This window comes from Gluconobacter sp. DsW_058, from assembly GCF_002153615.1.
Lineage (GTDB): Bacteria > Pseudomonadota > Alphaproteobacteria > Acetobacterales > Acetobacteraceae > Gluconobacter > Gluconobacter cerinus.
In genome coordinates, this window is the sequence record NZ_JOPH01000005.1 from 85254 (window position 1) to 97663 (window position 12410).

11 protein-coding genes are annotated in these 12410 nt (G+C 47.5%); 5 read left to right on the top strand and 6 right to left on the bottom strand.

Annotated features, from left to right (window positions below; genetic code table 11):
- Positions 1-166: 166 nt before the first annotated feature.
- Together HK24_RS03805 and HK24_RS03810 are read right to left on the bottom strand one after the other, a co-directional pair.
- A complete protein-coding gene (locus tag HK24_RS03805; RefSeq protein WP_086633380.1) occupies positions 167-748 on the bottom strand; it encodes a recombinase family protein in 582 nt (193 codons plus the stop codon).
- Positions 749-976: 228 nt separating this feature from the next.
- A complete protein-coding gene (locus HK24_RS03810; protein WP_086633381.1) occupies positions 977-3421 on the bottom strand; it encodes a membrane-bound PQQ-dependent dehydrogenase, glucose/quinate/shikimate family in 2445 nt (814 codons plus the stop codon).
- 206 nt (positions 3422-3627) lie between these two features.
- On the opposite strand from HK24_RS03810, the gene HK24_RS03815 reads away from it, so the two are divergent.
- Positions 3628-4269: a TetR/AcrR family transcriptional regulator gene (locus HK24_RS03815; protein WP_086633382.1), complete on the top strand. Its 642-nt coding sequence runs from the start codon at positions 3628-3630 to the stop codon at positions 4267-4269.
- Positions 4270-4704: 435 nt separating this feature from the next.
- On the top strand, positions 4705-5859 hold the full coding sequence (locus tag HK24_RS03820; RefSeq protein WP_158092986.1) for a carbohydrate porin: 1155 nt from the start codon (positions 4705-4707) through the stop codon (positions 5857-5859).
- On the opposite strand, the gene HK24_RS03825 is transcribed toward HK24_RS03820, so the two are convergent.
- A complete protein-coding gene (locus HK24_RS03825) occupies positions 5845-6273 on the bottom strand; it encodes a PIN domain-containing protein (RefSeq protein ID WP_086633384.1) in 429 nt (142 codons plus the stop codon). The two genes, HK24_RS03820 and HK24_RS03825, sit on opposite strands and share 15 nt — an antisense overlap.
- Before the next feature lie 2 nt (positions 6274-6275).
- Positions 6276-6473, bottom strand: a complete 198-nt coding sequence (locus HK24_RS03830) for an AbrB/MazE/SpoVT family DNA-binding domain-containing protein (RefSeq protein WP_008851648.1) — start codon at positions 6471-6473, stop codon at positions 6276-6278.
- A gap of 318 nt (positions 6474-6791) precedes the next feature.
- On the opposite strand from HK24_RS03830, the gene HK24_RS14025 reads away from it, so the two are divergent.
- Both HK24_RS14025 and HK24_RS03840 read left to right on the top strand, forming a co-directional pair.
- Positions 6792-7094 carry a DUF6538 domain-containing protein gene (locus tag HK24_RS14025; RefSeq protein WP_086633385.1) on the top strand — a complete coding sequence of 101 codons (303 nt, stop codon included), beginning with the start codon at positions 6792-6794 and terminating at the stop codon, positions 7092-7094.
- Positions 7095-8137: 1043 nt separating this feature from the next.
- Positions 8138-8701: a hypothetical protein gene (locus HK24_RS03840; protein WP_143412289.1), complete on the top strand. Its 564-nt coding sequence runs from the start codon at positions 8138-8140 to the stop codon at positions 8699-8701.
- Positions 8702-8777: 76 nt separating this feature from the next.
- Here the strand turns inward: HK24_RS03840 and HK24_RS03845 are convergent, their stop codons facing one another.
- Both HK24_RS03845 and HK24_RS03850 read right to left on the bottom strand, forming a co-directional pair.
- Entirely contained in the window at positions 8778-9776 is a 999-nt protein-coding gene (locus HK24_RS03845; protein WP_086633579.1) for an alpha-E domain-containing protein, read from the bottom strand.
- Between the two features lie 26 nt (positions 9777-9802).
- Positions 9803-11275: a circularly permuted type 2 ATP-grasp protein gene (locus HK24_RS03850; RefSeq protein ID WP_086633387.1), complete on the bottom strand. Its 1473-nt coding sequence runs from the start codon at positions 11273-11275 to the stop codon at positions 9803-9805.
- Positions 11276-11536: 261 nt separating this feature from the next.
- Between HK24_RS03850 and HK24_RS03855 the strand changes: the two genes are divergently transcribed.
- A complete protein-coding gene (locus HK24_RS03855) occupies positions 11537-12385 on the top strand; it encodes a transglutaminase family protein (protein WP_086633388.1) in 849 nt (282 codons plus the stop codon).
- Positions 12386-12410: the final 25 nt, after the last annotated feature.

The window sequence follows — 12410 nt, forward strand, 5'->3', positions numbered from 1 at the left end:
CATCCCTTCCCGACAACAGACATTCCGTTCACCCCTTTTGTAACTGACATCACATTGCCTTCTGCTTTAGCAACCTGACTACTTTATCGGCGTTAGATTGTCCCGAAACCGGTCATTTGCGGAATGCTGTCAATGACCGAGGAAGGGAGAGCACAAGGACTGTCCCTCAACTCCGGGTATTGGAACAGTGCAGGCCGCAGTGAACCGTCCTCCAGACGGTCGTGCGGCTGACCCGGAAAATTCCTGCGATTTCTCCCAGTGACCGTCCAGAAGCGCTCAGCTCTTTGACGTGTTTCTTCTGCCGAACAGTCAAAACAGGCGGTCGCCCGAGCTGTTTTCCGGCCAACCGGATCGCTGCAAGCCCCGCCCTTGTGCGTTCGCGAATGAGCTCCCGCTCAAACTGAGCAAAGCCTGCCAGGATGGTCAGGAACAGTTGACCATTCGGGGTGCCCGTCTCAATCCCGATATTGAGAATACGCACTCGAACGCGCCGCTCAGTCAGGTTGCTCACCAACCCCATCACGTCAAGGGTGTTACGGCCCAGCCTGTCCAGACACACCACAACCAGACTGTCCCCTTCCTTGAGGCGGCTCAGCAGACTGGAGAGGCCTGGACGACTGGCAGCAGGCACGCTGCCGGACACCGTATCAAAAACGATATCGGTCACGCCTTCCTTTTGAAGGGCTGCGACTTGCCCATCGCAAACCTGGTCTCCGGTCGAGACCCGTGCATAGCCATACCGTGTCATCGCCTTTTCCCTCCCGGCATTCCGGAACAGGGTTTCGGAACAGCCGGGCCCATTTTCCCCGCGCTGTCCCAAAACCGACCGGTTTCGGGACACTTCAACGCGACTCAAGAGAAGCAGCTTCTCTTGAGTCGTTATTATCCAAACACAGTTTAATGTGCAGTATATGAGAGGAATTGGACCAAATAATCATATCACCTACACAAAGCATCAGCGTTAGGTTGTTGTGCGTTATTTTTGGTCCAACGAAAAGGCAATTACATAATCGCCTCTATCCGGTGATTGCCGAGCTCCTCCAACAGAAACAACAACATACTGCCGGTGCGTTACTGGTGAGATATACGACATGGGCCCACCCTGGCTTCCAACCGGTAGGCGTGCTTTCCAAACCTCCTTTCCAGTCGAGCTATCAAATGCACGGAGATAGTAATCCTGCGTTCCCGCTATGAATACGAGACCACCCTTCGTCGCAAGAGTTCCCCCTAGTGTAGGCATGCCGATAGGCATTTTCATATGCATTTTGATGCCAAATGGACCAGTATCCTGCACAGTTCCGACGGGGACCTGCCAAAGAATTTTATGCGTCTTCAAACTCACTGCTGACAAAGTACCAAAAGGCGGCTTCTGGCAGGGAATTTGCAGTGGTGACATGAAGCGATTCTTAACAACCGAATAGGGAGTGCCACCAAGAGGAACAGCTCCCATGCCAGCATTGACTGATTCACCACCATCAGATTCTTTTTGCGAATTGTGAGGGTCAGTCCCGCTTTTGGGCGCGTTTGGAACCATCCGCACCCATAGACCCAGACGCATATCATTTACAAAGATAAGATCATTATTAGGATCTGAAGATATGCTGCCCCAATTCATGCCCCCCAGCGAACCAGGGAAGCTTAGCGAAGTATCTGTACCTGGAGCAGTAAATAATCCTGTATATCGCATTGAGCGGAAATTGATCCGACATACGAGTTGGTCAAATGGCGTTGCTCCCCACATATCAGATTCATGCAATGGACCAGCGCCAATCTGAGGCATTCCTACAGAGAAAGGCTGTGTAGTAGAATATTGTTCGTTCGGGATATCAGCTTTTGGAACCGGAATTTCTTTTACTGTGGTAATCGGTTTTCCAGTCAGACGATCTAAAACAAAAATTTGTCCGGATTTGGTTCCGAAAACGACTGCCGGTTTTTGTCCATCCTTAGTCGGAGCATTGATAAGAGAAGGCTGCATGGGAATATCAAAATCCCATAGATCATTATGCACTGTCTGATATACCCAACGCAGATGACCTGTGGTGGCATCCAGGGCCAGGATAGATGTTGCGTACTTATGATCTTCTGGAAGGCGATTAGCACCCCACAAGTCTACCGAAGAACTACCCATCGGGATAAAGGCTGTGTTCATCGCAGCGTCATACGACATGGGAGCCCAGGAATTCGCTGAACTCCGACGGTAAGTCTCTCCGGGCGCCAGAACATGATTCGGATCTGGGTTGCGGGGATCAAACGCCCAACGCAAAGCTCCCGTTATGACGTCATAGCCCCGAATGACACCACCAGGCATATCAGTTTTAACGTTGTCTGCAACGCGTCCACCTACAATAACGGTCGTACCAGCTACAGTGGGCGCAGAAGTGAGCTGATATTGTGGATCAGGCGCATTACCCAATCCTTCTAAAAGATTGACCGTTCCGTTATTACCGAACTCTGTGCAGAGTTTGCCATTGTCAGCATTTATGGCGACCAACCGCCCGTCTGGTGTGTTGGTAAAAAGCCGCTTTTGGCATGAAGCGGAAGGATCATAGTTCACAGGGGCCGGATCTGAAGCCGCATTGAGGGTGGCAGGACGCGCAGCGGTCGCATCAAAATACCCCAATCCCCGGCACCGTTGCCAAACCTTTGACTGTGAATTTACCTGTGCTTCCCAGCGAGTCTTACCACTATCAACGTCCACTGAAATGACGTCGTTATGTGGGGTACACAGATATAAACTGTTGCCTATCTGTAGCGGAGTTTCTTGATCTTCCGCACCGTTCCCACCCGGGCTAACGGGGATATCACCAGTATGCATGACCCATGCCTGATGCAGATGAGAAATATTCTTCCGATTGATTTCAGAAAACGGTGCGAAGCGCGTTCCTTCAGCCGTACGGCCGTAAGCCCCCCAGTCACCATGACCGTCCTGAGTACTCGCAAGAGGCAGCTCTGCGTCAGGGCCTGCCACCGGCGCATGAGGCACAAACATTTCGGCAAATGCTACAGCGATGCCTGCAAAGGTGATGCCCGATAGCCCATAAGACACCGTACGCAAAGCAGTTTTACCGTTAACCTGTCGAAGATATGGAAGGAGAACCAGGAAGATAAGCAGAAAAACAGAAGGCACCATCAAACGTGAAAGTAATGGCCAAAAATCCCAACCTGCATCCCAGAAAGACCACAAAGCAGTTGTGACATAAAAGGCTATAAAAAGCGGAAATGCCAGCATCTGACGGCGTGCCAGAAAATATGCCGAAGACAAAAGGAACAGACTTTCAAGAGCGAAATAAGGGCTACCCCGCAGAGATAGTAACCAAACACCTCCAATCAAAAAATATAATCCGGTTATCGTCAAAACAGCACTCAGCAGCCAAGCTAATGCCAACCCGATCCGACTGTCAGGCTTATCAAGCTGATACATAACGTCCTCCTAATCGCAACAACATGAAGCTGCTCTAAAAGTATTTTCATACTAACTAGATAGTCAGTTAAGTTGTCGAATAAGCCAAATACCGGACCTGACCCAACCTTCAATTGTCTTTTGGAGGGTCAACTCCTCGTGATAGGTTCACTTAAGAGCTTCGTAACGCAAAAAATTCGGACAAACCTAAAAATACAGGAGTTTTTATGAGTGGCGACATAACGACATCACGTGATGCAGATCAGACAAGGCAAAACATTCTAGAGGTAGCCCTTAAAGAATTTTCGGAATATGGCTTAGCTGGCGCTCGTGTTGATAGGATTGCCAAAGGCACCCGGACTACCAAAGGAATGATTTACTATCACTTCGGTGATAAAGACGGATTATATAAAGCCGTTCTAGAAGAAATATATCCTAAACTCAGAAATTTAGAGGAAAAATTAGATAAATCCGATTTAAATCCTATCGAAGAACTTGAGAAAATAATAGATTTTACATTCGATTACCATAAAAATAATGAGAATTTTGTCAGAATGGTTATGATAGAAAATATAAATAATGGAAAAACACTCAGAAGCACCGATATAGATACTGTATTAAGTCAAAATATTCTTATGGAATTGAATTCCATATTAAAAAGAGGTCAAGATTTAGGGGTATTTAAACGCTCAATTACCCCTATTGATCTTCACTTATTGTATACATCTTTTTGTTTTTATAGAGTTAGCAATCACCATACAGTATCTACTGTACTTGGGATAAATATGTTAAGTTCGTCAAATAGCATAAGACACAAGAATTTGGTGAAAACCATGATAATTACGTATTTATCATCACCAGATCAGTAGTCAGGTATCCATATTCACTTTCTTGTTATCAATACCCTGATCTCAGAAGCGTGATTTTTGTAGAATTTATTTTCGTCCTATCGGCTTAAAAATCTTACTGACTGACTAGTTGGTTATCATTCACGAGATTTAAGTTGAAAGTCGATGCCTCTCATTTGCCGTACCCTTCATCATTCCGTAGCTGCCGTAAGTCTGCTCTGCGTAGCGCTATGCTCATGGGGAGCATTAAATCCAGCACATGCCACTCCGGGAAGTAGCACGTACACTCCCACAGAGCCCCCTAACGCTGATCCCGGAAATGTTTCTGTAAAGCCTCCAAAAGCTCCTGTTGATCTATCAACCACCAAATCGCCTTTCAGCAATAAAGCTTTAGGAGATCCCTTTGGGGCCCGAACATGGCTTCATAAAAAAGGGATAGATTTAACATTAACATATTTGACTGAAACACTGGCTGACGTAGCTGGCGGACGGCGCAAAGGCATAGCTTATGACCATCAAATCACGATGGGCGTTGATATCGATCTGCAAAAATTAATTGATGTCAAAGGGCTGAGTTTCCGAATGCTTGGCGTCCAGCGCGCTGGACGTGACGTCGCCAAGAATTATGTCGGAGACTTAACACTACTTGAGCCTCAACAAAGCTTTGGTGTCGGCGGCAATGTTCTATACCACCTTGTGGAGCTATATCTGCAGCAGAAGATCGCAAACGATCGTGTCACAATTACTGCTGGTTTTTATCCACCAAATATGAGTTTCGGTTCATTCCCACTTGGATGCTATGCGCTAGACAACGTGACATGCTCACACCCCACAGCTGTTTCGGTTTCATCGCATTGGCGCTCCTGGCCATATGCAGAACTCGGGGCTCAAGTAGAGTATGATCCAATAAAATCCGTTTATACCCGCGTCGGACTATTTCAGGACACAAAAAAAGACGGTGGAATTGCTGGTTTCACAATTACTACAGCCTCACTCGGGATCATGATTCCTATGGAAATAGGTTGGAATCCCCAATGGGGACGAAAAAAACTTCCCGGACATTATAAGATCGGAGGTTATGTGGATACGTCTGACAATAAAGATCTCTACGTGTCCGTTACGGGAGAACCAATCGTCACTTCGCATGCGCCAGCTCGTATAGAGCGTCAGAGAGGAGCCGCCTATATTGGTGGCGATCAGATGTTGTTTCGCTTTGGACCGGGACCACGAGACGGTCTAATTTTGATGGGTATCGCGACAGATGCAACAGGATCATCTTTGCCCTTTCGGCACCAATATACTGCTGGATTGATTGCCCAGCATTTTATTCCAGGCAGAGATGCGGATTATGCATCGATTTTCTTTTCAAATCTTCAAGTTAACCCCAACCTCACGAGAACGCAGGAGCTTCAGCAGGATCTTGGAATTAAATTACAAAATGGCGTTCATGCCGTAGAAACCAATATTCAGGTCTTAGAAATGAACTACTCTTTTAAATTATATTCCGGAATATCCATAGTTCCAGATTTACAAATTATATTTCGCCCAGATGCTGGAGATTATTACAAAAATGCGGTCGTAACCGGATTTAGAATTTTAGCTGACCTCTAAATATTTATAAATTTCTTCAAACGGATTCCGAATAGTCGTCATATCGAAGATGGAAAGACCGTTCTGCATATCCTCTGACAGAACAGTCTCATGCCCGTTTTCAATGGCGCAGGCCAAAATCATGCTGTCATAAGTCTGCAAGCCGTAACGACGCACAATCGCCCAGCCTCTGGCGTAAACGCTTGTCGTAAGGTCATGCACGGTGGTCAGGCTTCTGATGTCAGAGACCAGTTCCCCTATGTCGTCTAACGACAGCTTTGTCTTACGTCGCAGTGTGTTCGTCATCTCGTTGAGGGACTGAACCGAGATATGGCAATCCGATTGGCGTAGCAGGTCGACGGCAATACGCATTTTCTCTGCGTCCTGCTCCAGGCAGGCATAGAGCAGGATATTGGTATCGAGAAAAACAGACATGCTCAGTCTTGAGGACGTTCAAAACGAAAATCCTTAGGCAGTTTACGGCCTATCGTTTTGAGAGACTGCAAAGCCTCCTCATGGCTTTTCAGGCGAGAAAAGACGGCTTCGACGTTGTCACCTTCCTGCAAGCCAAGCTGGCGCACGATATGAGCAGGAATACGAACCGCAAGGCTGTTTCCCCATTTTGAAACCTGCATGATGCCCTCCCTTTTTGGATAAACATTTATATATTTTGGATATCCGTCACTCTGCAAGGAAAATCCGCTCTCAGAGAGAGGCTTGCCTTACCAGAATGTTTGCCAGAGAATAGGTTCAGATTTGATCACGGAAAGACTGGCGTCGGCGTTTTCGACGTATTTTCAAGGGTTTGACTGCGGGACGCGTCCCGCAACACTAGGTTCGGGTCCCGCAGCTCGCACCACATATAAGTTATTGAAAATAAACGGCTTTTAGGGTTTTCAGCAACCCGGAGCCCCCATTCTTCTACACAGGGCTTCTACAAAACGAGCCCTGTTGTGCTAATTCGTCTGCAATCCGGTTTCCATTTCAGACGCGGGATTCCCGTTCGCTTTCGGCCCGCTCTGGGGAAACGGGAAATCTGGCACTCCCTGGAGACCCTCGACAGAAATCTTGCCAGAACCCGTGCCTGTGCCATGTATGGACTGACCTCTCAGCTTTTCGAGTGCATCAGTCTGGCCATGTCTCCATCGGAAGAAACATCCTCGCTCAACAAGGCGGTTGAGACCTTTCAGGAGGCTCTGGCTGCATCCTGTTCAGCAGGACCTGTTCCAGTCCATTGTCCAGACCTACGACAGTGAGATTCAGGCTCTGAAGTCCTGCTACAAAATCATGAACGCCGAGCACTTCTGGCAAGAATGGAAGACCATCAGTGGGTTTCCAGCGTGCTTGAAAAGATTGCTCTCGAAATCAGTGCTCTGACCGACATCATTCACAAGCTGGGAAAATCTGCGAGCCGCACTGGACATGGCTTGTCCGGTCCTTCCCCCCACTGCGAGTGACCCTGAGTTAAAAAAGTAAGGGTACTCATCAAAGGTTTTTCGAATGCATCATTCTTCTGAAAAATAAAAACCAAGAAAAACTAAGTTTACGGAATAGTTTTATTTTTAATTTAATTAATTGTAAATTTTAAAATCGGATATATTTCTAATAAAAATTATAATACATAAATAAGTGTACATTAAATAAATTATAATTATTAAAACATATATGATATTTTCGGAATATTATATTTATCCGTTTTAATTTTACATTTTTTTCAATCGGTAAAATTAGTTAAAAATCCGAAAAAATAGATAATCTTTTGTATGTCAAAAAAAGTTGATATCCACACTTTTAAGAAATGCTATTGATCTTCGTCCACGAAATAAGAAAGCGCCCCAGAAAAAGAGATGAATATTTCTTATTGCAACGAAGAATGAGCCCAGAAAAACAAAGAAATCCACTCGATAGCACACGGTAAACATTCAATAATTCTTAAAATTCGTGGGAAGAATTTAAATGAATAGAAAATCCAACATTAAAATTCGTCATTTAAACGTAATAAAACATATTTATAAAATACAAAACTTAAAAAAACATCCGAAGTGATGTCTTTAACACCCGCCGCAATATCCAAAACATGCATAGAATTTGAAAAAATTATTGGAAAAACACTTTTTTCAAGAACTATACATGGCCTTATACCCAATGAGATTGCGAAACGTGTTGTAGAATCTAGCATTTTAATTGAAAAAGAAATAGATAGGATGATTATTGATATAGATAATATCTATAACGAAAAAACTATGTAAATATATCATTCCAGTCAAACTCTATTATTTCAGAGATGATGAAATGTGTCTTGTCTATAGTTTCATCTAAAAATGTAAATTTTACAGTAAACTATGGGTCACGAGAGCACCTATTTTCCTCTCTTTTGAAGGGAAGGACAGATATAATATTTGCCAGTGCTTATAATGACATAATAGATGATAGGATTAACTATAAATATCTCATCCAAGATAAATGTGTTATTATCGATAAAGATCGTGCCTATCCAATGAAAGAGATAGTTAGAAACTGGGATAGCTTTCAATCGAAAGTATGGGTTCTACCCATTCGTGGAACCGCTATGCGCGATAGATTCGACTCTATTCTCGAGTATAATGGATTAAAAACACCGAAAAACCTGATTGAACTAAACTCAATCATTGGTGCATCCAGCTTGATAGATAATCCTGATACTATAGGAATGTCTACGATATCCTATTTAAAATCAGTAAAATATAAATTTGAAGATAATAAAAACGTTGAAGATCTATCCGATATTACGCTAAACGTGGGAGTCTACTGGCGGCAAGATTCGAAGAAACTGGTTTCAGAAGTTGTGGATTTCTTCATCCATAATATGGATCTCAATAAGTAATTCATATTTATCCTCAATGCCCGAGAGGAAGGATTTCCACTTCTTCCCCTATTTGAGCGATCAGCCCCTTCCTGTTTTATTGCGCGACACTGGCATCCGACACGTGCTGCGTAGCTGCTGGGGGCCAGTAAGCAGTCACCAGTTCCGTCTGGATTGTTTCTATCTGCCCCTGAATCCAGTGCATATATTCATGCAGCCCACGAATAATGATCTCTTCTGCTGTTTGATCTTCGAGGCTCGCGCGTAGGTCCGCCAGACGTTCCTGCACGGCATAGCATTGCTTGCGCAGATTGTAGTGCGTGGACAATGCGCCCAGAACGCTATCCGTCTGCCGTAAATTCAAGGCGAGAGACCGAGGAAACCCTTCGTTCTTCAGTAGAAATCCGACCACATTTGCTGGCGTTGTCGTGACCGGCTGCAAGCGTCGAAATGCGTGATATGCAGCCGCAGATCGCAGAACAGATGCCCACTGTGTCGTATCGATTTCAGAGCCGACTTCTTCCTGGGGAAGCAGCGTGTGGTATCGCGTATCTATGAGACGGGTGATCTGGTCACTCCGCTCCATATGCCGTCCCAGAAGGTAAAAGAGCCATGCCTGATCGCGGTATAACGTGCCTTCTGTTACGCCTGTATGGGTCTGGCAGTCCTGCTTGATGCGATTACACAACGCAGAAAGGCCAGTCCTGCGGATATCAGACGCCTGAAGATCAAGGACCCAACGGGTGAAGACGTTCAACTGCATCCACATTTCTGTGGAAATCAATGGACGAACCGAGCGGGCATTTTCACGAACAGAGTTGGCCATCGCCTTGATGGAACTCGAATTTGCAACATCCGTAATGTAAAACTGTAGATAATCCTGCTCGGTAGCCGCTGGATAAAGAGCACTGAACCGCTCTTCGTCTGAATTGATCTGAACGATTGTGTCCCAGGACGTCCGTCCGTCCGGGCCTCGTACGAACGCCTCGGTCACCTCAATCAGACGTGCCAGATTTTCAATCCGCTCCATGTAGCGCGCCAGCCACATCATGCTTTCGGCATACCGGGACAGAAGGGTATTCAGGCCGGGAAGCATGCCTGATGCCGTTGGGGAAAGCTGTGTCATACGGACATCACCCATGTATCCTTCGATCCTCCGCCCTGGGAGGAATTAACAACCAGAGATCCTTTACGGAGAGCCACACGCGATAAGCCCCCCGGAAGCACCCATGTCGTTTTTCCGGTTAATGCGAAGGGACGTAGGTCAACATGCCGCGCCTCAACGCCTGCGTCACACAGGGTTGGCGTCACTGAAAGATCGATCACGGGCTGGCTGATATAATTGGAAGGGTTCTCCGTCAGTCGGCGCCTGAAGTCCTCGAGTTCGCTTTCCGTTGCGTGTGGCCCTATCAGAAGCCCATAGCCTCCGGACTCCCCGACAGGTTTGACGACAAGCTTCTCCAGATTAGCCAAAGTAAAGGCCAGCCCTTCTGGCTCAGCGCAGATGTGCGTTTCAACGCTTCCCAGAATGGGTTCTTCTTCCAGATAGTACCGGATAATCCGTGGCATATACGCGTAGACGGCCTTGTCATCCGCAACGCCGGTCCCGAGTGCGTTGGCAATCGTCACGTTGCCTTGACGGTAAGCTTCCACCAGTCCGGGAACGCCCAGAAGACTTTCCGGATTGAAAGCCAGCGGGTCCAGGAAAGCGTCATCAATGCGTCTGTAGATCGAATGCACAGGTCGGAGCCCAGCGACAGTTCGCATGTAAACATGATTGTTTTCAACGAGGAGATCGCGCCCCTCAACAAGAGGCACACCCATCTCGCGTGCCAGAAAGACATGCTCGAAATACGCTGAATTATAGATCCCGGGAGACAAAAGAACGACCTGCGGGTTGGTTACGCCTTCCGGAGCGACATCGCAAAGCGCCCGATGCAGACGCAGCCCATAATCCTCTACCGAACGAAGAGGCATGCCTGATGCCAGATCCGGCATCAATCGCAGCATCATGTGTCGGTTTTCAATGACGTATGACACACCTGACGGGGTTCTGGCGTTGTCTTCCAGAACAAGGAACTGCCCGCTGCGATCGCGGATCAAATCCGTTCCATTAATATGGACATACACGCCACCCGGGACATCCACGCCGACCATAGCCTGACAGTAATTGGCATTTTTCAGAACCAGATCCGCGGGAATGATACCGTCCTGCAGGATCTTGCGATCATGATAGATGTCCCAAAGGAAAAGATTGATCGCCTTGACGCGCTGCTGCACGCCTTTTTCGATAAACGCCCATTCGTCGGCTGTCAGAACGCGGGGGATCACATCAAAAGGTAAAACCCGGTCAATGGCCTCCCGGTCAGAGTAAACCGTGAAGGTGATACCGAGACGGTACAACTGGGTTTCCGCGTTGGATGTACGGTGGCGGAGTTCCTTGATGTCGAACTGGGACAGCCTTTCCTGAACCAGTTGCAGGGCCTCAGGTAACGCCTCTCCCCGGTTCATCAGTTCACAGAAAAACGCGGGCTTGAGATAAGCGGAGAAAATGCCGGCTTCCTGGACCTGGGATTGCAAGACGTTGGACCTCATCTGTTTGCCCCGTTTCCTTACCCGACAGCTGTATGAACCATACCCGGCCGGATCATTACGATTATTTATTAACCTATCAACTCCCTTCTGTTTGCCAAGCAATAAAAGCAGCGAGCAGTTTTGTTTTTCCCAGAATATATCAAGAGAGTTGCCGTTGCCGTTCTTCCTGTTACGATAAAGGAAGGATAATCCCGAGCTAACGGGACACCAGGGGAGCAGGGAACATCAGGTCATGAGAGTGGATCGCGGAAATCTGCCACAATGAACACGCTCGTGACGCTTCGCCACCACACGTCCTATCGCTATGACCGTCCCGTCTTCCTGGGCCCTCAGACCATCCGGCTGCGGCCGCCCGTTAACGCACGCAGCCCCGTCCTGACCTATGCCCTGAACGTCGGTCCTGGCGAAGGTCAGATCGCGTGGCGGTTGGACGCACACGAAAATACGGTTGCCGAAGCCATCTTTGCCGAGCAGGTCTCTCACTTCGATATCGAAGTCCGTATGACTGTGGATATCACGCCGTATGACCCCTTTCAGAAGGGTGGTCAGCCGCTTTCACAAACACCCGACAATCCCGCCTACAGAGTGGCTACGTCTGAGCCAGACCTGCTGGACGGCTTTCTTGACGGTCAATTCCTTTCAGCGGGAGAAACAGATCTGGCTCGCCTGATCTGGCTCAATCGCAGACTGGCACAATCTCTGCACTATAAGACGCGCATGGAGCCCGGCACCTGGGCTCCAGCTGAGACCCTTTCCCGCCTGACGGGCTCATGCCGGGATAGTGCATGGTTAATGGTTGCTTTCGCGCGCAGGTTGGGCTTCGCAGCTCGGTTTGTCTCTGGATACCTGATTCAGCCAAAGCCATTGGATACAGGCAGCCAGACATTGACCTGTGACTTGCATGCCTGGGCTGAAATCTGGGTACCGGAATCAGGATGGTTCGGATTCGACACGACTTCGGGTCTGGTCACAGCCCAGAACCATATTCCCCTCGCCGTTTCGGCGACACCGGAAGAGGCTGCCCCTGTTTCAGGGCTTCTGGATCACTGTCAGGCGCGGTTTGATGTCTTGATGGAAGCACAACATTTGCACAGAGAGACCAATACCTGACATCATGCTTCGCAAGAGCTGCAAT

Excerpts from the sequence above, each read along its gene's own strand:
- HK24_RS03845 (WP_086633579.1), bottom strand. The coding sequence starts at position 9,776 with ATGCTTCCCGGCCTGAATACCCTTCTGTCCCGGTATGCCGAAAGCATG.
- HK24_RS03855 (WP_086633388.1), top strand. The coding sequence starts at position 11,537 with ATGAACACGCTCGTGACGCTTCGCCACCACACGTCCTATCGCTATGAC.
- HK24_RS03810 (WP_086633381.1), bottom strand. The coding sequence starts at position 3,421 with ATGTATCAGCTTGATAAGCCTGACAGTCGGATCGGGTTGGCATTAGCT.
- HK24_RS03830 (WP_008851648.1), bottom strand. The coding sequence starts at position 6,473 with ATGCAGGTTTCAAAATGGGGAAACAGCCTTGCGGTTCGTATTCCTGCT.
- HK24_RS03805 (WP_086633380.1), bottom strand. The coding sequence starts at position 748 with ATGACACGGTATGGCTATGCACGGGTCTCGACCGGAGACCAGGTTTGC.
- HK24_RS03850 (WP_086633387.1), bottom strand. The coding sequence starts at position 11,275 with ATGAGGTCCAACGTCTTGCAATCCCAGGTCCAGGAAGCCGGCATTTTC.
- HK24_RS03815 (WP_086633382.1), top strand. The coding sequence starts at position 3,628 with ATGAGTGGCGACATAACGACATCACGTGATGCAGATCAGACAAGGCAA.
- HK24_RS03825 (WP_086633384.1), bottom strand. The coding sequence starts at position 6,273 with ATGTCTGTTTTTCTCGATACCAATATCCTGCTCTATGCCTGCCTGGAG.